The organism is Micromonospora sp. PTRAS2, assembly GCF_054052245.1.
This window is the reverse complement of the sequence record NZ_JBSWBU010000028.1, coordinates 1-21,333: the sequence shown is the minus strand read 5'-3', so window position 1 is coordinate 21,333 and position 21,333 is coordinate 1. Positions and strand designations below refer to the sequence as shown.

The window sequence follows — 21,333 nt, the reverse complement described above, 5'->3', positions numbered from 1 at the left end:
GCGGTGCGGTGCAGGCCTGAACCGCCATGGCCCGAAGATCACCTCTTTCCTAGGATGCCCTAGGGGATGAGCATGGGGGCACCTACTCGTGTAGTTGCGGTACATGGCCATTCCCGACGTGCGCGTTAACTACGCGGGCCGTGACGGAGGTGTGGAGCCATGGATGGCAAGGGTGATCGTCTCGGAATGTCGCCACAGAAAACTCCCAGTAGAAGGATGTGGACGAGTGGGCAGGTGCAGAGCCTGGGCCTCGTAACGGACGTAGTGACAGCCGGAGCGATCCTGGGGATTGGACGTACTAAAGCTTATGAGTTGGCGCGCCTAGACCAATTCCCGGTTCGGATAATAAGAGTAGGTCAACGCTACATTGTTCCAGTTTCCGGCATTATCGCCGCTCTCGACTTGCCTGACTGATCGGTTGAGCGAAGCGCGGCGGCGGCGAAATTACCGGCAGGTCGTGGAGTAAATCGGCGCTGCGCGGATTCGTGCTATTGTGGCCTTTCGCAATCCCAAGGGATGGATGGCAGTGTGACTCTGAATCTCATTCTCGATCTTCAGCGACACCTGACGCAAAATCCGGATCCGGACGGGATGGAGGCTCGATCAGCGCTTCTGGGTGCTCAGCAAATCCTGATGTCAGGAGCCAATGTCCTGTCCAGTGTGTCAGACCGTTGGACTTTCGCCAGCCTCTCGGTCGCCGAATGCCTTGATCGGCTGGTGGGCGACCTGTCCGATGAAGTGACTTTGACTGTCGACGTCAGCGACTTGACCGCTGATGTGGCAGAGGAGATGCGGGAACCAATCCGCTCTCTACTTCGAGAGCTCGCTGACCTCTACGCCGACGCCGCCAATGAGGACACGTCGCCCCCGTGGCGACGGCTCGCCTGGTCGTCTGCGGCACAACACCTGGACCGGGCCCTGCGGGAACTCCCGTGACCTACGGCCAGCAGCTCGATCGAGCGGCAGGCGCCATCGCCGCCGCGCAGGTGAGCCTTCGACATCCTCGCCCTGGTGGCATCGCCGATCATGCTGCCGCAGCGATTGCGCGCACCCACCTGTACAGGGCGATTGAACGTCAGGTGAAGCGTCTCTCGGCGCGAAGGAGCGATGCTGTCCTCATCCGAGAGCTCCAGCACGCCACACATACCACCACTCTGGAGATTCCCCTCGCCCCGACAACAGACCACCCGATTCCTACCGCGCTACGACAGGCCGCAGAAGCTGCCCGCGTAGCGAGCGACATTCTCTACGCCCAGTTCGACTCCGCAAACGGGCGCCCCCGTACGCCGGAAGGCTTCGCCATCCAGACGGGCATCCTTCATGCCGGCAGCCTCCCACGCCTGGCCCAGCTCGCCCGCGCGGCCAGCGAAGTCGACCACGGCCTGGCGGCTTGGCTGCATCAGGGAGTGGCCGCAGGAAGTCACCAGCTCATCGTGCGGACCGCAGCGTCAGACGCGCGGACCACTAGCCTGATGCTGCCTCACACCGTGGACGCCATCGCCTCCGAAAGGCCGCTCCACAGCCTGCTACGTGACCTGCAACCGCCGCCACTCACCGACACGGCGCAGCGCTGGGCGTCAATCACCTCGCCAACCGATTGCGTTCGTGCCCTCGATGTCGCCCGCACCTGGCTCGTGCAGCATCACCAGCACCTCACCGCAAACGATCTCAAGGTGCTTCTCCGGACCGGACTCGCCCTTACCTACGAGATCGACTACCTCATCCAAGCCGCCCACCCTGGCACCCATCGGACCCCCACCGCTGGAATCCTCGCCTCCGTATGGCGTGGAGCAGCGCAAGCCTCCGTGCACCTACACACCTTGGGGAACCCAGAATCCGGTGTCGGCCCTACGGTCCTCGCCGCCGCGGAGAGATGGCTGCGCGACCAGCTACGACCCAACGGGGACTGGAGGGAGCCCAAGACGCTCTTGCGGTCACGAGGCGGCCGAGCATGGCAGTCCGCCGGTACTGCTTTCGCCGCCCGGCTGCCTGACCTCGCCTCCCTTGTACATCAAGGCGCGCTCCTTGCCGTGCGCCGCGGGGACATGCGCGAACCCGACCCACTGCAACGGCGCCCCCCTGACCGCGCCGTCCGACCCAAATGGATCAGAGCGAGCCCCGCCAGCCCACAAGGTGCAGCGCTGCTCAGGTTCACTGGACAGCTGCGCGAGGAGACCGTCGCCTTGGCCGGTGAGGCGGGCAGCAAGGTCCTGCCCGGCTTTCACGAGGCGGAGCGCCGCAAGCTGCGCCAGGCTGGGCCCGACCGCGTGATCGCACCCGGTGTGAAAGCCAGCACCGAACAATCATCCTCGCCACATCCACCGAACCCCCAAGGCCGCCCCGAGCGCGCGAACCACGCCAGGATGATCGGATATAGCGGCTATGCAGCAGATGCAAAGGCACTCGCGCGAGCGCGACCGCTGGGTAGCGAGCAGGCTCGGACCGAGCAGAATCTCTGCGGCACGGAACCCGACGAGGGGCCCAGCCTCTGAAGACGGCTATCGTCGGCGCGTGAAATCGGACCCTGCCGGGGCGTCTGAATTCAACCCCTTTGTCTGGTTGTGTTTTACTCAGTCGTTGGGTCTTGGTGGCCGTAGGAATGCGGCCGAGGTCGTGATCCTGATGGTGCCCGACTCGACCGACCTTCGCCCCATGATCGGCCCCATGAGTCCGCAGACCGTGTGCGGCTCGGACCACCGTCGCGTCTCATGACTCCGTCGTGACAATCAGTTCCTCGGCGATGGCCTTCAGTGCTTCGGGGGCGGCCGCCTTGAGGATGCGCGCAGGCATCAGCGCCAAGCCGTCTTGTAGCTCCGGCGGTCTTGAATCAAACGGCGCCAGGATGGGCTGCCAGACCGGCGACCAGTCCGTGACCCGCAAAGCCGAGGCGACCGCGGCGCGGCGCTCAGCGGGATCCTGACTCGACTCAGCGACCGCCCACAGCCGATCATGGAAGCTACGGATCCTGGTGGCCAGGTCGGCGGCCTGAGTGTACTCACCCAGCCGAACCATTGCGCTGACGAGAATGACGAGTGCGATGTCATGCCACAGCTCGATATCCGTGGTGAGCGCTTGGGCCGTCTCACGGGTCAAGCTGAGCGCGCGCTGCGAATCCCCGTTCACCGCGGCAGCGTCTGCCAGCTGCGCCAGAAAAACCTTTGCCAGGCCATCGTCAATGGCCTTAGCGATCTCCTCCGCTCGATCGAAGTCGCCGGTCAACACCACAGAAAAGGCGCCGGGGCCGAACGTCATCACGACCGGGTTTGCTATGCGACGGGCGATCTCGGCGGCGTGATCCCTGTCCACCGGAGCGAGCGCCCTCGCCAAATGCGCCCGCGCGAAATCAGCACCGCGGCCGTTGTCAATCTCGACGGCAAAATGCTCAAGGCGCTGAGCCATCTCCCCGGCCAGGTCGATCTCACCGCACATGCCGAGCGCCGTTAGCACCGGGTCCATGGCTGCCGCCCGCGTCGATGGGTCGCTGATCGACGATGCTTCCTCTTCCGCGCGTTTCCCCAATTCAATTGCTCGACCGAGGTCGCCCAGGGACGCGGAAAGCTCGATGGCTGATGCTAAGCCCGAGACTTGATAGAAGTGATCGCTTATCGTCGCGGCGAGCTCGATGGAGTCGTCTATGAGCATCCGCGCAGTCTGTACCTCGCCGACCCGCAAGGCTGCGTTGGCGACGGCGTAAAGCGCATCGAGGCGCATCCTCGGCTCGGTGATCAAACTCGCGGCCGCTTTCGCTTGCACCACGACGGTGCCGGGTGACACCTCGGCCATCGCCGTTAACGCCCAGGCGCGTAGGTACGGCTCCGTGGTCTGCTGAGTGGCCCGCAAGGCAAGTTCCGGCTCGCCGATCGCCAGCAACGGCTGCACGAGGCCAGCCAACTCGTGATCCATGCCAATTTCCGCCATGGTGGCCTGCTCGGCACGCTCCGCGTACTCGCCAGCACGGTCTAGATCACCCGTAGCCGCAACAGCCTTGGCAAGCTCCGCCCAGGCATACGGCCGACCCCAATCGTCTTCGGCCACGGTGATGATCTCCTCGACCAGGCAGGTCAAGTGCGTGACTTGTTCTTGCTCTGCAAGCTTGAACAGGACCGCCACCAGGGGAGCTAGGGCTAATCCGAGCATCGCCGACCGGTCGATAGACCTGGCTTCGTCATGGGCCTGCGTGGCGAATTCTTGAGCCCGACTTCGGTCCCCCACCGTCGCAAGGGCGTCAGCGATCCCAATCAGGGCATAGGTGCGCCACCGAGGTTCTTCAATTGATGTGACTATCTTTTGCGCCCTAACGACATCCCCGGCCCTCGCAAGGGGTCCAGCGAAAGCCCACGCATCATGGCTGTCATGTCCGCTGGCACCGAACATGAGCGCCGCCCGTTCGTTGTCTCCGCAGAGGACGTACACCTCCATTAGGCCGGCCATCGCCTGCACGCCTTCGGCAATTTCCTCCGCCTGCAGCGCGACCTGCCGTGCCCAGTCCATATGACCGCTCGTGGCCAGCGCTCTCGCCACGCCCGTCAGGCCATAGGTACGCCAGCGAGGCTCGGTGATGGAGTCCGTGATACGCAGCGCCTCTTTCGTGTGACCGCCAGCGGCGACCGCTCGTGCGACGCCCGCGAGTGCCCACGCCCGCCGGTCGGGGTCCGGCATCGACCGCGCCAGCGCCTCTGCACGCTTGGGCTGACCGAGCCGGGCCCACACGTGCGGCAGGTTGACCCTGATGCTCTCTGCTCGTTTGGTGACGCGAAGACGATGCACTGCCACACGTCCCAAACTCGCTAGGTCGTTGGGGGCATCGGCCTGGAGCATCTCCTGCAACGTGCTTATCTCAGCCAGTGCAGCGAAGTCTCCACCGCTGACGCTGAACAAGCGATCGTGACGCCTCCGGTCGGTACCGATGGCGAGCATCCTGCGCAGATCGCGGGTTTCGTGCAGCAGGCGGCCGTAGCCACGAAGCAGGTACTCCGGAGTTTCCGGCGGCCAGCCACGATTGCGGTAGCCGTCCGCCCACTCGTGTAACTGTTCCCGGTGTTTCCGCAACGCTGCTTCCCCGAGACGGTTGACGGCCTCCACGTGAATTTCTTCGTGTCCGAGCAGATACACCTCGGGATGTGTATCGGGTCGCCAGTCGGTGGTTCGCCTGGCGAAACTGCGGCCTGCTACAGCCCGAAGGTGCTCATCAACGATGAATAGCGGTTCGTGCGTGAGTTCGGCGAGGTCGTGCCCGCTGAGACCACCGCCAGCCGCCGTGACCAGGCCGAGCAGTTCCCGCTCTATGGGCGACCCGAGCAGTAGCCGTTTGATCTCCATCCGCATATCTGCTTGGACAGCCGTCGCATGCGGTGAGGCGGTCAAGGCGCGTACGACCGACAGTCGCCGAAGGGGATGCGCTGCCGGCACGTCATCAGGTATCGGCGGGTTCGGCCGGCCGGCGACGACCACCCGCACTCCATCGGGTACCACCTCCGGCAGCAACGCAGCGATGCTGTAGGCATCCGGGCTTGCTACTACCCCGCGATCCTCGTCGAGCCCGTCCACGACGAGGATGAGACGCTCGCCCCGGTCCACGCAGAGCCGGGCAGCGCGTGCCAGATGGTCGCGGAACTCGACCTCACCTGAGGCGTCGGTGACCATCGGCATCGGCTCGCCAAGGAGCTCCGAAAGCTGTCCTAGCACGAACTCCAGAAACGCCGATCGGTCGGCGTGGCCTTTGAATCGCGCGGTGATGAAGAAGGACACGACGTATACGCCCGGCGGCGGGTTCAGTACGAACCAGGACAGCAACGCCGTCTTGCCCGACCATGCCGATGCCTGCCACCACATGTAGGGCTCGCCGTCCGGCAAGGTACAGAAACGGTTGAGCTCGTCCAGCTCGGCCTCACGTTGCTGCAGCGACTTTGGCGCCATTGGAGTGACCATCCTGTCGCGGTACAGCGACCGGATCGGTGCGTGTGCGTGTGCGTGCACGTGTATGTCGCCATGGTGCACACCGGAAATGGCAACTCCACCGGCGCTGGCGGTGGCGACCCCGGTCTGCGAGACGTCGATCCGGCTCCGCATCGCTGATGCTGGCTCTCGTGGATCAGACGACGGCGCCGCTGGTCGCCTGCCCGCCGTCCGACGCCTCGGCACCGCCGGTCTTCTCGATGTCGATGCGCTGATCGGTCAGGGATCGACCCGGCCTCCCTGACAACCCACTGACCGCTGTCCCGGACGTTTTCGCAGCCGCCAGCCCCGTGTCCGACACGCGAATGCTCCCGCTCGGCCGACGCAGGGCGGCCCAGATTGCGATGCCGACAGCGGCGACTGCGGCCAGCGCCGAGACCACCCCGCCGAGCTTCCCGGCGTTGCTCTCGTCAAGGCGCCAGAGCGCTAGGCCGAGCACTGCCACCACGGCACAGGTCCCAGCGAGGATCATGGTCGATGGCTTCATGGCAACCATTCTCGCAAACCGCTTCGAAGATCGGCCCGCCGCCAGCCCTGGTGATTGATAGTGACCGCGCGGGCGGAGACATCGCGAGGGCTGGGGCGAGGGACGCGCCGGCACACGAGTGCGGGCCGTGCTCATCACGCGCCGCGCTCGTGCCACGCAGAATTCGTCCGGGTCGCAACTGCGAGGGTGGCGTAGTCAGAAGCGACCGTGGTCACGATGTCCGGACGAAGGCGGCTGAGCGTCAGCAGCGGCGTTGTCCAGTCGCCGATGCGCAGCGCGCGGGCGACTAGGCGGGTGGCGCGGGCCGCTGGTGTCAGTTCCGCCAGGGCCGTGAGCGCCCGCGCCCTTCGGTCCGGGTCGGCGATCGCGTCGAGGAGTGTCTCGGCGTCGCCGGGGCGGCCGGCTGTACCCAGTGCGACCGCCATCTCGCCGATCGCGTCGGCCCGCGCTCGAGGGTCAGTAATAGCCCGAACGAGCGTGTTGCCCCGCTCGCCGTCGCCGTTGCCGGCGGCGTCGGCCGCGAGAGCGGCTAGTACCGGCGTCCGGCGGTCCGGCCGGGTGATCCTGTCGGCGATCCGTTCCGCCCGCTCCAGCAGGCCTAGGGCGGGGTGCCGGTCGTGCAGTTGGATGAGCGTGAGCGCCAGGCCGGCCAGCGCCGCGTCGCGGGCGTCGTCGTTCGGCACGGAGGCTGCGGACCGTTCGGCCCGATCGGCGAGGTACGAGACCTGGGCAAACGCGTCTGCCGTGCCAGTCGCGGCGAGGAGCTCGGTCAGCGCCAGGGCGCGCTGATACACGCTAGCGAGCGACTGGATGCGCCGCTTGGCCAGGTCGACGAGGCGAGAGGCGCCCGCCGCGTCCGGGCCAGCCGCGACCAGGGCGGTCAGGGCCGCCGCTCGCCCCTCGACGTCGTCAAGGACGCAGGCGCGCCGCTCGGCCCAGTCACCGTGCCCGGCCCGGAAAGCTGCGACGACCATCACCGCCACCGCTCGGTGGTGCAGGTAAGGCTGAGCGATGTCTGCGGCGAGACGCTCGGCGCGGTCAAGGTCGCCCACCTCGGCCGCGGCGGCGATGAGCGGTAGCAGCACTGCGGCTCGTTGCTCGGGACCGCCGACGAAGTGGGCAGCTTCCTCCGCCCGCGCGGCCAGCCGGACTGCCCGCTTACTGAACCCTCTACCCGGCCACTCGTTGCCATGTCTTGTGTCGATGGCCTGCGCGGCGACCAGGGCGGCGAGGGCGCGGCCTCGGTCGTGGGGGGTGGCGACGGAGTTGGCCAGCGCCTCGGCGCGGTCGAGGTCGCCGCACCGCTCAAGGCTGATGGCCAGGGCGATCGTCGAGTCGGCCCGCTGGCCGGGGTCGGCGATCAGCCGGATCAGCGTTTCGGCCAGCTCGTGCTGGCCTGTCTCGGTAACGGCGCGTGCGAGCACTGCAGCGGCGTCCGCCTCGCGCGCTGGTCCGCCGACGCTGCGCGCAAGCCGTTCGGCCTCGTCCGCCAGCGTCGCGGCGAGCTCGGTCCGGCCGCTGGCGGCCATCCCACCCGCGACCGCCGCCAGCGCATTGGCGCACTCGCGCGGTCCGGCGACCTCCCTGGCCGCGGCCACCGCCTCGTCAACCGCGACCGCCGCTTCGATCACTGCCGCAGCGGCAGGCATCCCGGCCCGCATCGCTCTATTCGCCGGCTTCAGCGCACCGGACGAGCGCCGGATTAGGTACGTGGCCAGGTCGGTCCAGGCGCGGGTGCGATGCAGCGGATCCGTGATGGTACGGGCCAGTGCCGTCGCCGGTTCGAACTTGCCAATGCGGGCTAGCGCGGCCGACAGGCCGGCCAGCGCTGCTGCCTGGTGGCCCGGCGCGAGGATTGTCGCGGTCAGTGCCTCGACGCGGGCGGCCAGCGCTGCCGCCCGGTCGTGGTCCCCTGCCTCGCCGACCGCCACCATCAGGGCGGTCAGAGCCGCGGCCCGTTCGTGCGGTACGGCGATGGCACCGGCCAGCAGCTCCGCTCGGTCCGCGCACCGGCTCGCCCGGCAGCGGTCGCCGGCGCTCGTGGTCGTGCGGACAAGCGTAGTGAACGCGGCGGCCTGTGCGCCCAGGCCGAGCAACACTGTGAGGGACTCGATCCGGTCGGCAAGACGGGTGAGCCGCAGGGATCCGGCTGCCGCTGGGACCGCGTCCGCCAGCGCAACGAGGACACCGGCCCGATCCCGGCCATCGACCCGCTCCGCTAGCGCCTCGACTCGGTCGACCAGATCGGCCAGCGGCCCGGCCGGCTCGACGGGAACGACCGGCCGACCCCGCCGATCAACAGGGGCGAAGGACCGGCTGGGCTGATCCCCCGGTGCCGTAGGCCAGTCGGGCGAATCTGCGGGCTGAGAGGGCCAGCCGGGGCGAAGGCCGTATGGCACGCGGCACAGTGCGATCAGCGCCGAGACGCGCGGGCCGGGGTCGTCGATTGTGTCGAGCAGTGCGTCCGCCCGCTCTTGGTAGCCGGCACGGGCGAGGGCCGGCACCAAGGCAGCGGCGACCTCTGCGCGGCGGCTGGCGTCGGTGATCGACATCGTCAGCGCCTCAGCCCGGTCCGGGTCGCCCGCGTCGGCCAACGCTGACACGAGCGCGATGGTGGCCGCAGTCTGCCGGGCGGGGCTGGTAATGGATGCAACCATGGCCTCGGCGCGGGCGGCTTGGCCAAGAGCAGCCCGGACCGCCGGCAGGCCGACCGGCAGGTGCACGTTGCGCGCCGTCAAGTCGTCGCGGTGCATTGCAAGGCGCAGCATAGCCAGTGGATCGACCTCTACCCGGGCCAGTAGCACGTCCTGGGCCAGGCCGATCTCGGTCAGCGCAGCAACGTCGCCGCCGGTCAAGTCGAGCATCCGGTCGTGGCGGGCGCGGTCGGTGGCGTAAGCAAGCATCCGCTCCTCGTCGCGGATGGCGTAGAGCATTCGAAAGTAGCCGCGCAGCAAGTACTCCGACGTGCCAGCCGGCCAACGCTGCGCGCGTACCCGATCGGCCCAGGTGTGCAACTGTTCGCGGTACCGGCGAAGCTGCGGCTCGCCGATGAAGCGCACGGCCTCGGATTGCAGTTCCTCGTGGCCCAGTAAGTACACGTCGGTGTGCGCGTCGCCGAGGCGGCGCGCGAACGTGCGCCCCGACACGGCGCGCAAACTGGCGTCAATCTCCCATGGTTCCAGGCCGGTGAGCTCGGCAAGGTCGGGACCGCTCAGGCCACCGCCGGCGGCGGTGAGGAGGCCGAGCAGATCGCGCTCGGTGCGCTCGCCACGCAAAAGCCGCTTGAGTTCCCGCTGCGCGTCGGCGCGCAGCACCTGGGCGTGCGCTGAGCGATGCAGGATCCGTACCGCGGCGCCGTCGCGCAGGGGATGGTCGTCGGGCACGTTGACGGGCAACGGCGGGTCCGGTCGCCCTGCGACGATCACCCGCATGCCCGCCGCTGGGCGAGCGGGCAGCACAGCGGCGATGCTGTGGGCGTCCGGGCCGGCGGTCACACCGCTGTCCTCGTCCAGCCCGTCAATGACCAGCACCAGCCGCTCGCCCCGGCGCTGACAGTGCTCAGCGGCGTCGGCCAGCATTTCCAGGAGGTGCACGTCGCGGGTGGCGTCGGTCAGATACGCCGGCATAGGCCGCTCCAGCAACTCGGCCAGCTGCTCGAGGACCACGTCGGTGAAGGCGATCCGGTCGCTCTGTCCGGCGAAGCGAGCCGTCACGAAGAACGACACGATCCGCACATCCGGCGGCGGGTTGAGCACGAACCACGAGATCAACGCCGTCTTGCCTGCCCAGGCCGGCGCCTGCCATGAAAGATAGGCCCCGCCGTCCGCCCGCGTGCAGAAGCGGGTCAGCTCCGCCAGCTCCGCCGCGCGGTCGACCAGCCGGTCGGGGGCGATGCGCCGCACCTGTTGCAGGTACGCCGAGCGGACCGGCACCCCAGCGGTCACGAAGACGTTGTGCTGAACGTTGCCGTCGCCGATCTGCACGCCCCGAGCGCGGGGCACGACGACGGTGACCTGGTCGGGCTCGTCGGGGTTGGCGGCCATGGCGGACCGTTCAGGAGAAGGCGTTGGTTTGGGTGTTGTGATCACCGACCTGAACACCCCGGGCGTCACGCAGGTCCACGCTGTACTTCCCGGCGCCCACGCCGTCAGGGTTTGTCAGCGCTAGTAGGGCCCGCGCTGCCGCTAGGAGCTCTTCGTCCCGATCGGCTCCGGCCTCCTCCAGCCGACGGCCGATCTCGGCCCGCCACACGCCGTCGTCCAACTCGTTCGCTTCAAGGGCCGGCGTCGCCAGCGCCGCGTCAGTGCCGTGGCCAGCCAGCCGGCGGCGGACCGCCTCCCGCAGTGCTGTATAGGCGTCCTGCACCACGTTGGTAGTCGCATTGGAAACCCCCGCCGCGGCACCGGCAGCGAGCGCCGCCACGATGAACTCGATCCCGGTCATCCCACCGACTCCACTCCGCGCGGACAGCAACCACATTGTGCCAGGCACGCGCGAGCGCGTTACGGACGGCAGGCTGCCGACTCGGGAGCCGGCTGCTGAGGTGGACGCAGATATCTTCTGCCGCAGCGGGGCGCGGCGTACCATCGGGACCAACTCCAGCGGGCTGCGGTGGGCCAGCAACTGGCGCCGCTGCCCCCCGACCGGAACTGGGTTGACCAACGGACCGTCGCTGACGTGCAAATGGAAGTCGTAGAACTCGCTGACCACGGTCAGGTTGTGGTTGATGGTCGTCTTCGCATAGCCATCGGCCAGGTTCGGTTTGCCGGGCTTGAGGTTCGACATTAACGCCGGCGAGTGGGCGGCGCAGATGGTCAAGGTAGACGCCGAAGCCCCGCTCAGTTTCCCGGGGATCCGAGCTGCCGAGCCTGGCCGGTCGCCGCTTCGACGGCCTGCCCGGCGGTTCCGGCGCGTTGTACGAGCAGCACGAGGATCTGTTTGACGCCGTCGAGGGCCTGCAGCAGCGGCTCCGGTTGTCCGCCCTGCAGGACGATGGTGACCAGGTTTCGGGTGTCGTCGAGGTGGCTGATCGTCGCGGTGGCGGACTCGCGGGCGGCGGTGATGCGTTGCTGCACCGGGGCGAGCGCGGTGATGGTCTCCTGCGTGGCGGCTTGCCGGGGAACCGCTGCGGCTGCCGTGGTCGCCTCTCCGACCGCCGCGGCGAGGCTACCCAGCCCGCCTTGGATGGTGGAGACCGTTGCCCGTACCTGGGTAATGCCTGCGGCGATCCCGGCGAAGCCTGCGGCGGCGGCCTGTAGGGCGATCTCCTGGGCCTGCCGGTCGACCGCCGCCGTGAGGCCCTGGGCCCGCTCGACGCCCGCCGTCAGCGCCCGCAACTCGCCGATGATCTGTTCCATGCTCGACACGCGTCAGCCGCCCCGACCGAGAACGGACTCCGGACCCTGCAACCTACCCGGACGACCCATGCGAGGGGCACCCCGAACCGCTCCGACACCACAACGCACGCCGACCGCGACGGCCGTCCATTCGTTTCGGCACTTCTCAGTCATGCCGGGAGTGACATCAATGGCGATTAGATGGTGGGCAGATGATTCCTGTAGGTTCACCCACTGTGACCTGCTAGGATAATCGCATGAGCACCCATTCTTGTGTCTGGGTGCTACGGGTGAGTGGCCGAATCCCCCCTCGGACACGAACCGAATCCCAACGGTGCGCGGCAAGGTCAACACTTGCCCGCACCGTTTGTGTTTCCGGGTCGTACGCCAAGTGCAGCCCGAGGCTGCGGTAGACCTCCAGTTTGCGTTCCGGCTCGGCGTCCCGCAGAGCGCGCACGAGGTCTCCGAGTTCGTCGACGACGGCGGTGATCTGCTCCTCGGTGAACCGCTGCGGGCTGTCCGTTTCCTGTACGGCTGGGGCGGTGTGCTGGAGTCGTTCGGCGCGTTGGCGTTCGGCCTGGGTCTCGGCGATCCAGGTGGTGACCACGGTCGGGTCGGCGCCGGCTTCGAGTGCGGCCCGGTAGCGGGCCAGTTTCGCGTCGCACTCGGCGACGGTGGGTCCCTGCGGTGCGGTCGGGGTGGGGGTCGGTATGCCGGTGTGGGCCTGGTCGAGGAGCACGGCGATGGTGTGACGTCGTTGGAGGGGGCCGAAGCCCTGGACGAGCCAGGTGTCCAGCGGGGTGATCAGGATGTCTTCCCGCATGATCACGTTGCGGGGGTGGTCGACCCTGTTGGCCAGGGCGTATTCCTGGGGGAACCGGCAGCGGTAGTAGGCGACGCCGTGGGAGTGCTGGCCCTGCATCTTCCGGTGGCAGATGCCGCAGTGGACGAGGCTCTTGAAGACGTAGGGGTGGCGGGAGCGGTGGGCCCGTTTCGGTGCGGTGGCCGTGCGGGCCCGCAGGCCGAGCATCTCCTGGACGCGGTCGAAGTCGTGCTGCTCGATCAGGGGTTCGTGGACCAGTTCGTTGGAGGTCACCCACCGGTCGCGCCGGTTCCAGCGCATGATCGGCGTATGGCCGAGGGCGACGTCGTTGACGTCGAGCAGGACCTCGTCGGTGCGTTGCTTGTTCCAGACCTGACGGCCGGTGTAGCGGGGGTTGATCAGGATCGTCCGCACCGCGGTCTTGGACCAGGCCAGGCCGTCTCGGTGGCGGTTACGGGCGCGGTCGTACGCGGAGGGGCAGCCATTACTCGGAACTCCTTTCCTGTTGGTGGCGCTTGGCGTGACTCGTTCCGCCGCGCATGATCTCTTGCGACTTGCGCTGGTCTGTGCCTTGAGGTGGGATCTTCGAATCCGTCGAGGGCGCGGTTTTCCCGAGTGCTCGGCAGGGAACGCGGATCTTCTCCTCGGACCTTCGTAGAAATCGGACAAGGCAATTTCCGCTGAGTGCGCGACTCGGCGGGAACTGCCATCTCTGCTCTTGTGGTGCTATTGATCTGGGGTCGCACTCTAGGGGGCGTCTCGCTTGGTGGCCTTGGCCCAGCGGCGGTAGCAGATGAGGATGCAGCCAAGGTCGGCGAAGGCTTGGGAGCGTTCGGCCTTGCAGTCGTAGCGGCGGACGAGGCGGCGGATATTCGGGCGGCTCGGATAGGCAGCTTCAACGATCCGGCGATGGCGGCCGAGGCGTTGGGATGAGTCGATGCCTTTGCGGGCGATGCGCCCGGCGATGCCGTGGACGTCCGCGCCGGCAGTGGGTCGAGGTGATCGAGTCCAGCAGCGGGAGCAAAAATTGGCTGTCGTGGGTGTTCGCCGCAGAGATCAGCACGCTGAGCGGGGTGCCGCGCCCGTCGCACAGGACATCGATCTTCGCACCCGGCGTGCCGCGATCGACCGGGCTGGGCCCGTGAGACCCCCTCTTCTCCGTCCGTGCGGCGATCGAGTCCACCACGGCACAGGACCAGTCGATCTCGCTGATCGAGTTCAACCGGTCCAGGGAGCTTTGGTGCAGCTGTTCCGACAATCCGGATCGGGTCTACTCGGTGAACCGCCGATGCACGGTGGCGCGGCTGGTCCCGAACAACGTTGCCGGCAGCTTGCGCCAGGAGCAGCCGGCTTGCGCCAGGTACACGATCGCCGCCAGGACTGCGCGATCGTCGGCGCGCCGCCGTCCACCGCCCTGCGGCCGCTTCGCCGGAGCCGGCATCAACGGCTGCGCCATCTGCCATAGTTCATCCGGTGGCCAGGAGTGCATTCGTCCTCAACCACATCCGTCACAGAGCGAAGATCATGGCGTAGACCCACGACGATCAAAATGAGAAGCGCCTCTAGCCCAGGGCATCCGTCGATCGCTGGCCGATCTACCAGTGGTGATGCAGTTCACTCATGTGAGATTATCCTTCGTATGACGGGTTCCTTGCCGCCACCGCGCCGCTCCCGAGGCCAGGTCTGGGCAAGTGTGCTCGCCTTCCTGAGCGCGGCCATGGGTATCGCTGTGGCGGTAGTCGCCGCTATTGTGATCGGCTCAATCAACGAGCAGTTCGATCGCGTCACCGGCAGTCCTCCCACGGCGCCGATGACGTTCGCTGTGGTCATCACCGTCATCGTGAGTCTGCTCATGATCGCCTTTGGCGTGTGGTGCTACCTCGCAGGCTCGCGCACCGGGTCAACGGTCGTGACCGCTGTCTGGGCGCTGTTCTCGATCGTGCTGTGCACCGCCTGCATCACGCCGGGGTGGTTCACCGGCGCTTTCCTCTACGCGGATCCTGGCGGCTCCGGCCGCTACAGATACATGGCCTTCGTCGAGCTGATCCCGAGCTGGCTTTCCACCACCTCACTCGCGCTGGCCATCGGCAAGGTGGTGACGTTCTTCGCCGCGGCGATACTGCTGTCGGCGACGCACTCACGAGCCGCTCGGCCGACCCGGCTGCACCGCCTGCTCCGGTTGTCCCACCGTCGGGTCTGCTGCACCGATAGGTGACAGTTTCAGTCACGCGGCCTGACTGGCCGGTGGGGTCATGATGGTCTCGTACTCGATTGGGGTCAACCGGGACAGGGGTCGTTGGCGTCGTCGGCGGTGGTAGGTACGTTCGATCCAGGTAAGTTGTGTTCTCACGGTGACGCACGGCGCGGCCGAGCTGCTCGCGTTGGTCGGGGCGTTACGCCAGCTTCACCCCGTGACCCGACGCCGCCCCGCCGAGGTCGGGCAGCGGGCGTCGGCAGACCTCGTGGGCCTCGTCGGGCGGTAGGCCGAGCAGGCGCAGCAGGTCCTCGGCGACCTGGTCGGCGGCTGCGGCGTCGTCGCGCTCCGGATGGTCGTGCAGCAGCTGCCCGAGGGCCAGCGCGGCGCCGGCCACGGTCACCATCGCCAGCTCCGGGTCGCGCACGCTGAACCGGCCGGCACGGACGCCGGCGGCGATGTCGCGCCGGGCCCGCGGTGCGAGGCCCTTGTCCGAGCCGGCCAGCGTCAGGCCCGAGCTGAGCAGGACCCTGCTCAGCTCGGGCTGCCGGCGGTGCAGGCGCCCCGTCAGCCGGAAGCTCTGCGCGAAGACGTGGGCCGGGTCGTCCAGGCCCACCGTCACCTCGTCGAGCAGGGCGCCGTAGCGGTCGAGGGCGTCCTCGACCGCCGCCTCGATGAGCTGTTCGCGGCTGTCGAAGTGGTTGTAGAACGACCCCATCCCCACGTCGGCGGCCCGGGTGAGTTCGAGGATCGGCACGTTCGGCTTGCCGGCGGCGATGAAGGTCTGTGCGGCGCGTACGAGCGCCGAGCGGGTGTGCGCCTTGCGCCGCTGCAGGCGGTTGGGCGCGTGCTCGGTCTGCTGAGCCATGCCGGCGTGCTCACCTCTCCCGGGTCGGTCCGTGACCACCTTAACCCAGCGGGAACTCAGTGCTGACGAAATCGTCATCTGGCCTTGACTGACGCTACCCTCGTAAGTGACGATTTCGTCAACTTGGAGGGGGTGGGGACATGATCGAGCACCACGACCCGCACACCGGCCTGCACAGCGAGCAGGGCGCGCTGCCGGGCGAACACCCGGGCCGGGCCCGCAACCCGACCGTGAAGGTGCACGACCTCGCCTGGCTCGAGTTCCAGAAGCCCGATCTCGACCGGGCCGAGGCGTTCGCCCGGGCCTTCGGCTTCACCACCGCACTGCGCACCGCCGACGAGGTGCACCTGCGGGGCGCCGACGCCGGCTCCCCCTGCGTGCTCATCCGCCGGGGCCCCCGCTCGCGGTTCCTCGGTCCCGCGTTCCGGGCCGCCGACGGGCCGGACGTGCTGCGGCTCGCGGAGGCGACCGGAAGGACGATCACCCGGCTGCCGGAGAGCCTGGGCGGGGTGACGGTGGACCTGACCGACCCGAACGGGACGCGGGTCCGCGTGGTCGCGGACACCCACGAGCTTCCCGCGCTTCCCGCGCGGCGGCCATCGGCCTTCAACGTCGGGCATGACGTGACGCGGGTGAACGCCACCCAGCGGCCGCCGCGAAAGCCGGCCGGGGTGCAGCGGCTGGGCCATGTCGTGCTGCAGACGACGAAGTACGTCGCGACCCTCGACTGGTACCTGGAGCACCTCGGCCTGATCGTCAGCGACTTCCTCTACCACCCCGGGCAGCGCGAGCGCGGCCCCGTGATGAGCTTCATCCGCTGCGACCGCGGCAGCACCCCCACCGACCACCACACGCTCGCGATGACCCTCGGCCCGGCCAACCGGTACGTGCACTCGGCCTACCAGGTGCCCGATCTCGACTCGCTCGCGGCGGGTGGGGAGCACCTGCTCGACCGGGGCTACCGACGGTCCTGGGGGATCGGCCGGCACATCCAGGGCAGCCAGATCTTCGACTACTGGCGCGACCCCGACGGCTTCCTCGTCGAGCACTTCACCGACGGCGACCTGTTCGACTGCACGCTCGAGCCGGGCTGGGCGCCGATGACCGCCTCCGGGCTCGCCCAGTGGGGTCCACCCGCCACCACCGACTTCCTCGGCGTGAAACCCGGCCGGGAAGCACTTCGCGAGCTGCGCGCGGTCGTCGGCGCGCTGCGCGCCGACAACGAGTTCGACCTCCACCGCCTCCGTGGCCTGATGAAAGCGGTGACCTCATGAGCACCTCCGTCCTGCGCACCGCCGATGCCTGGTGGGTGCTCACCCCGACCGGCGCCGCCCGGGTGCCCACCAGCGCCACCACCACCGGCGAACTCCTGGCCGACCGGCCCGCGATCCGCGCGGCCGCGGCGAGCGGCGACACCGTCGCGGTGGAGGATCTCGAACTGGTCTCCCCGGTGACGGTGCCCTGCCGCGTCGTCGCCCAGATGACGAACTTCGTCTCGCACGTCAGGGACACGAACGGCAACCCGGAGACCGTCCCGCTGACGTTCTTCCGGAAGACCTCGGGCTCGATCTCCGGCCCGTACGCCGACGTGGTCCGCCCCGGCCACGTGACGTTGCTGGACTACGAGGTCGAGATCGGGTTGGTCTTCGGCCGCGCGATGCCGGTCGGCACCGTCGTCACCGACGACAACCTCGCCGACCACGTCGCGGGGGTGGTGGTGACCAACGACGTCTCGGCCCGCGATGTCCAGCTGCCCAAGACCCAGTTCTACGAGGCCAAGTCCTACCCGACGTTCACTCCGGTCGGTCCGGTGCTGGCGCTGCTCGACGCCGACGAGCTCAAGCGATTCACCGACCTGCGGCTGAGGCTGTGGGTCAATGGCGAACTCCGGCAGGACATGACGGCCGCCGACATGATCTACCCACCGGTCCGGGCGCTGCAGGCGCTGACCCGTTTCCAGCGGCTCGACGCCGGCGACCTGCTGCTGACCGGCACACCCGTCGGGACGGCCCTGAGCGCACCGCCGAAGCCGGTCGAGATCATCGCCTCGCTGCTGCCGCCCACGGTCAAGTGGCGGATGTTCTTCAAGGGTCAGGCCCGCAACCCCAGGTACCTCGCCGACGGCGACGTCGTCGAGGCCGCCATCGCCACCGACGACGGCGCGATCGACCTGGGCCGGCAGCGCACGGTCGTGCGGTGGGTCCGATGACGGGGGACCTGCTGTGGCCGGACTACGCCGCGCCCGACGACCTGGCGGCGATCGAGGCCGTGCCGCTGGCGGCGCGGGGCCTGCCCGAGACGACGTACGCGCTGCTGGCCCGAGCGGCGACGAACTGGCCGGATCGGACGGCCGTCAGCGTCCTGCCGGACGCCGCCCGCTGGCGGGATCCGCTGCGGCGTACCTTCGCCGAACTCCTGGCCGACGTCCACCGGGTGGCGAACCTGTTCCACGACCTGGGCGTGCGGCGGGGCGACGCGGTCGCGCTGCTGTCACCCAACTGCGCCGAGCTGCTCACCGCGACGCTGGCCGGACAGCTCGCCGGCATCGCGGCGCCGCTGGGCGGCGGCCTGTCCCGGTCGCACCTCGCCGAACTCCTGCGCCGTTCCGGCGCTCGTGTGCTGGTCACGGCCGGGCCCGAACTGTGGCCGGACGGGTGGGACACCGCGCAGGCCCTCGCCCGCACCGGTCTGCTCGACGCGATCCTGGTGCTGCGGCCCACCGGGGCGAAGGGAACGCCCCGGCCGCTGCCGACCATCGAGGGCGTGCGCGTCGGCTACCTCGGCGACCTTGCCGCGCCGAAGAACCCGGCAGCCTTCGCCGGTGAGCTGCCCCGAGCCGCCGACCTGGCCGCGATGTTCCACACCGGCGGCACCACCGGCGCCCCGAAGCTGGCCGCGCACACGCACGCGAACGAGGTCTGCGACGCGTGGATGCTGGCGGCCGGCTCCGGGTTCGACGAGGAGAGCGTGGTGTTCGCGGCGCTTCCGCTGTTCCATGTCAACGCCCTCGTCGTCACCCTGCTCGCACCGCTGTTCAAGGGCCAGCCCGTGGTGTGGGCCGGTCCGTCGGGCTACCGCGACGAGGCACTGTTCGGCGTGTTCTGGAAGATCGTCAGGCACTACCGGATCGCCGCCATGAGCGCGGTGCCCACCGTGTACGCCGTACTGGCTCAGCTCCCGGTCGACGACGACATCAGCAGCCTGCGGTTGCCGATGGTGGGTGCGTCGCCGCTGCCCGCCGCGGTCCGGGACGGCTTCCAGACCCGCACCGGGACACCCCTGGTCGAGGGCTACGGGCTGACCGAGGCGACCTGCGCGAGCACGCGCAGCTTCCCCGACGCGCCGCGACCCGGCTCGGTCGGGCAGCGGCTGCCCTACCAGCGGGTGCGGGTCGTCGCCCCGGACGGCACGTGGGCGGAGCGACCCGTCGGCGAGACCGGTGTGCTGGCCATCAGCGGGCCGACCGTCTTCCCCGGCTACGTCGTCGACCGCGACGAGAACGGGCCCGTCCTGGACGGGCTCGGCAAGCTGGTCGACGGCTGGCTCGACACCGGCGACCTCGCCCACCTCGACGAGGACGGCTTCGTCCACCTCGCCGGCCGGGCCAAGGACCTGATCATCCGCGGCGGCCACAACATCGATCCCGCCGTCATCGAGGACGCCCTCCTGACCCACCCGCAGGTCGCGGCGGCCAGCGCCGTCGGACGCCCCGACGTGCACGCCGGGGAGGTGCCGGTCGCGTACGTCACCCTCGCGCCCGGCGCCACCGTGACCGCGGACGAGCTGCGCGTCTGGGCGAGCGAACGGGTGCCCGACCGCACCGCCGCGCCCAGGTCCGTGACGGTGCTCGACCAGTTGCCCGTCACCGCCGTGGGTAAGCTCTACAAGCTCGCTCTGCGCCGGGACGCTGCCCGCGAGGAGCTCCGCGCCGCGCTCGACCGGATCGCCGGGGTGCGGGATGTCGCGGCCATGATCGAGGGCGGTTCCATCGTGGCCACCGTGACGGTGCATTCCTCCGTCCCGGAGGAGGCGGTCAGGGCGGTCCTGGGTCGTTATGCCATCGAGTGGCGATTGGCGGTCGTCTCATGAGGCTGGTGGCACGGTGACCAGTGTTCCGGTCGTCATCGTCGGCGCGGGTCCCTCCGGGCTCGCGGCCGCGACGCTGCTCGCCCAGTACGGCGTGGAGTGCCTGGTGCTCGAGCGGTGGGAGTCGGTCTATCCGCTGCCCCGCGCGGTCGCCCTCGACGACGAGGTGCACCGCATCCTCGCCCGCCTGGGCCTGCGGGAGGAGTTCGCGGCCATCTCCAGGCCACACCGGGGCCTGCGCCTGGTCGACCGGAGCCTGCGTGTGCTGGCCGAGTTCCCCCGCGACGTGACACCGGGCCGGCACGGCCATCCGCAGGGGAGCCTGTTCGACCAGCCGGAACTGGAGGCGATCCTCCGCCGCAACCTCGGCAGGCACGGCAGCGCCACCCTGCGCGGCAACTCCGAGGTAACCGCGCTGGACCAGGACGCCGACGGCGTGTGGGTGAGCGTCACCGACAGGGTCACCGGCGCGCCCGACGTCATCCGGGCGGCCTACGTCCTGGGCTGCGACGGCGCCAACGGGCTGACCCGGGCCGCGATCGGCGCCGGCATGCACGACCTCGGGTTCACCCAACGCTGGCTCGTCGTCGACGTGGCCACCGAGGCCGCCCTCGACCACTGGGAGGGGGTGCACCAGCTCTGCGACCCGGCCCGCGCCGGCACGTACATGCGGATCGGCCGGACCCGCTACCGCTGGGAGTTCCTGCTGGCACCGGGCGAGACCGCCGACGACTTCCGGGACCCGACCCGGCTGCACCCGCTGATCGCGCCGTGGACGGGCAACGTCCCCCTCGCGGAACTGACGGTCGTCCGGGTGGCCGACTACACCTTCCGCGCCCAGGTCGCCGACCGGTGGCGGGATAGGCGGATCTTCCTGCTCGGCGACGCCGCCCACCTCACCCCACCGTTCATCGGCCAGGGCATGGGCGCCGGGCTGCGCGACGCCATGAACCTCGCCTGGAAACTCGCCGGCGTGCTCGACGCGAGCCTGCCCGACAGCGTCCTCGACACCTACCAGATCGAACGCGGGCAGCACGCCCGCGCCATGATCAGGCTGGCGAAGCTGGTCGGCACCGCCATGACGGCCGGCGGCCGGGTGGGGGACCTGGTCCGCCGCGTGCTGGCGCCCCGCCTGCACCTCGTACCCCGCCTCCAGCGCCTCGCCACGGACAGTGAGACACCCCCGCTGCGCCGGTCCGCCCTGGTGACCCGGCCACGGCTGCGTCGCAGCGTCGCGGGCCGCCTCTGCCCGAACGCCGTCCTCGACGGCCACCTCCGCTTCGACGACGTGGCGGCGGGCCGGTTCGCGATCGTCACCTCCATCGAGCCCTCGGCCGGGCAACGGGCCGAGCTGACCCGCCGGGGCGCGGTCGTCGTCGACGCCCCACCGGGCAGCGAACTGCACCGGTGGCTGGCGGAGGGCCGCGCACGGGCAGCCCTCGTCCGCCCCGACGGCACCGTCCTCGCCGCCGGCAGACAACTGGCCGGCCTCTGCCGGGCGCTGCCCACGCCGACGTCATCGGCGGCGGCGCGCTGGTGGGCGGGTTCCGCAGCATCCGCCAGACCCTGATCCTGCTCGTGTCC

General features: G+C 69.2%; 16 protein-coding genes. 7 read left to right on the top strand and 9 right to left on the bottom strand.

The genetic code is table 11. The features are described from left to right. Positions 1-528 precede the first annotated feature (528 nt). Positions 529-936: a hypothetical protein gene (locus ACVMYR_RS32775; RefSeq protein ID WP_457123665.1), complete on the top strand. Its 408-nt coding sequence runs from the start codon at positions 529-531 to the stop codon at positions 934-936. After that, positions 933-2,492, top strand: a complete 1,560-nt coding sequence (locus ACVMYR_RS32770) for a hypothetical protein (protein ID WP_457123664.1) — start codon at positions 933-935, stop codon at positions 2,490-2,492. Before ACVMYR_RS32775 ends, ACVMYR_RS32770 begins: the two co-directional genes overlap by 4 nt. A gap of 214 nt (positions 2,493-2,706) precedes the next feature. Here ACVMYR_RS32770 and ACVMYR_RS32765 read toward each other — a convergent pair whose 3' ends face one another. The 8 genes from ACVMYR_RS32765 to ACVMYR_RS32730 all read right to left on the bottom strand — a co-directional run bounded on the left by ACVMYR_RS32765 (position 2,707) and on the right by ACVMYR_RS32730 (position 14,090). After that, complete coding sequence (locus ACVMYR_RS32765; RefSeq protein ID WP_457123663.1) at positions 2,707-5,928, bottom strand: hypothetical protein; 3,222 nt, start codon at positions 5,926-5,928, stop codon at positions 2,707-2,709. 163 nt (positions 5,929-6,091) lie between these two features. Further along, positions 6,092-6,442 (bottom strand): hypothetical protein, encoded by a 351-nt coding sequence (locus tag ACVMYR_RS32760; protein ID WP_457123662.1) that lies wholly within the window; start codon positions 6,440-6,442, stop codon positions 6,092-6,094. A gap of 134 nt (positions 6,443-6,576) precedes the next feature. Further along, positions 6,577-10,485 carry a hypothetical protein gene (locus ACVMYR_RS32755; RefSeq protein ID WP_457123661.1) on the bottom strand — a complete coding sequence of 1,303 codons (3,909 nt, stop codon included), beginning with the start codon at positions 10,483-10,485 and terminating at the stop codon, positions 6,577-6,579. Between the two features lie 10 nt (positions 10,486-10,495). Further along, positions 10,496-11,227, bottom strand: coding sequence for a hypothetical protein (locus tag ACVMYR_RS32750; protein WP_457123660.1), 732 nt, complete (start codon positions 11,225-11,227; stop codon positions 10,496-10,498). A 53-nt stretch (positions 11,228-11,280) separates the two neighbouring features. Continuing rightward, positions 11,281-11,808 (bottom strand): DUF6244 family protein, encoded by a 528-nt coding sequence (locus tag ACVMYR_RS32745; protein WP_457123659.1) that lies wholly within the window; start codon positions 11,806-11,808, stop codon positions 11,281-11,283. A gap of 214 nt (positions 11,809-12,022) precedes the next feature. Next, on the bottom strand, positions 12,023-13,270 hold the full coding sequence (locus tag ACVMYR_RS32740) for a recombinase family protein (protein ID WP_457123658.1): 1,248 nt from the start codon (positions 13,268-13,270) through the stop codon (positions 12,023-12,025). Positions 13,271-13,496: 226 nt separating this feature from the next. Continuing rightward, positions 13,497-13,784 (bottom strand): transposase, encoded by a 288-nt coding sequence (locus ACVMYR_RS32735; RefSeq protein ID WP_457123666.1) that lies wholly within the window; start codon positions 13,782-13,784, stop codon positions 13,497-13,499. 87 nt (positions 13,785-13,871) lie between these two features. Next, positions 13,872-14,090 carry a transposase gene (locus ACVMYR_RS32730; protein WP_457123657.1) on the bottom strand — a complete coding sequence of 73 codons (219 nt, stop codon included), beginning with the start codon at positions 14,088-14,090 and terminating at the stop codon, positions 13,872-13,874. A 204-nt stretch (positions 14,091-14,294) separates the two neighbouring features. Between ACVMYR_RS32730 and ACVMYR_RS32725 the strand changes: the two genes are divergently transcribed. After that, complete coding sequence (locus ACVMYR_RS32725; RefSeq protein WP_457123656.1) at positions 14,295-14,816, top strand: hypothetical protein; 522 nt, start codon at positions 14,295-14,297, stop codon at positions 14,814-14,816. 178 nt (positions 14,817-14,994) lie between these two features. Here ACVMYR_RS32725 and ACVMYR_RS32720 read toward each other — a convergent pair whose 3' ends face one another. Beyond that, positions 14,995-15,663 (bottom strand): TetR/AcrR family transcriptional regulator, encoded by a 669-nt coding sequence (locus ACVMYR_RS32720; protein WP_457123655.1) that lies wholly within the window; start codon positions 15,661-15,663, stop codon positions 14,995-14,997. A gap of 140 nt (positions 15,664-15,803) precedes the next feature. Between ACVMYR_RS32720 and ACVMYR_RS32715 the strand changes: the two genes are divergently transcribed. The 4 genes from ACVMYR_RS32715 to mhpA are packed head-to-tail and all read left to right on the top strand — an operon-like array spanning position 15,804 to position 21,319. Continuing rightward, entirely contained in the window at positions 15,804-16,937 is a 1,134-nt protein-coding gene (locus ACVMYR_RS32715; RefSeq protein ID WP_457123654.1) for a VOC family protein, read from the top strand. After that, positions 16,934-17,872, top strand: coding sequence for a fumarylacetoacetate hydrolase family protein (locus tag ACVMYR_RS32710; RefSeq protein ID WP_457123653.1), 939 nt, complete (start codon positions 16,934-16,936; stop codon positions 17,870-17,872). Before ACVMYR_RS32715 ends, ACVMYR_RS32710 begins: the two co-directional genes overlap by 4 nt. Beyond that, a complete protein-coding gene (locus ACVMYR_RS32705) occupies positions 17,869-19,752 on the top strand; it encodes an acyl-CoA synthetase (RefSeq protein WP_091278941.1) in 1,884 nt (627 codons plus the stop codon). The genes ACVMYR_RS32710 and ACVMYR_RS32705 overlap by 4 nt, the downstream gene beginning before the upstream one ends. A gap of 13 nt (positions 19,753-19,765) precedes the next feature. After that, entirely contained in the window at positions 19,766-21,319 is a 1,554-nt protein-coding gene (gene mhpA, locus ACVMYR_RS32700) for a bifunctional 3-(3-hydroxy-phenyl)propionate/3-hydroxycinnamic acid hydroxylase MhpA (protein WP_457123652.1), read from the top strand. Positions 21,320-21,333 lie beyond the last annotated feature (14 nt).

What these genes read in the sequence shown, in the direction of transcription:
- ACVMYR_RS32765 (WP_457123663.1), bottom strand. Translation starts at nt 5,928, where the DNA reads ATGGTCACTCCAATGGCGCCAAAGTCGCTGCAGCAACGTGAGGCCGAG.
- ACVMYR_RS32760 (WP_457123662.1), bottom strand. Translation starts at nt 6,442, where the DNA reads ATGAAGCCATCGACCATGATCCTCGCTGGGACCTGTGCCGTGGTGGCA.
- ACVMYR_RS32755 (WP_457123661.1), bottom strand. Translation starts at nt 10,485, where the DNA reads ATGGCCGCCAACCCCGACGAGCCCGACCAGGTCACCGTCGTCGTGCCC.
- ACVMYR_RS32750 (WP_457123660.1), bottom strand. Translation starts at nt 11,227, where the DNA reads ATGTCGAACCTCAAGCCCGGCAAACCGAACCTGGCCGATGGCTATGCG.
- ACVMYR_RS32730 (WP_457123657.1), bottom strand. Translation starts at nt 14,090, where the DNA reads ATGCACTCCTGGCCACCGGATGAACTATGGCAGATGGCGCAGCCGTTG.
- ACVMYR_RS32720 (WP_457123655.1), bottom strand. Translation starts at nt 15,663, where the DNA reads ATGGCTCAGCAGACCGAGCACGCGCCCAACCGCCTGCAGCGGCGCAAG.
- ACVMYR_RS32715 (WP_457123654.1), top strand. Translation starts at nt 15,804, where the DNA reads ATGATCGAGCACCACGACCCGCACACCGGCCTGCACAGCGAGCAGGGC.
- ACVMYR_RS32710 (WP_457123653.1), top strand. Translation starts at nt 16,934, where the DNA reads ATGAGCACCTCCGTCCTGCGCACCGCCGATGCCTGGTGGGTGCTCACC.
- ACVMYR_RS32705 (WP_091278941.1), top strand. Translation starts at nt 17,869, where the DNA reads ATGACGGGGGACCTGCTGTGGCCGGACTACGCCGCGCCCGACGACCTG.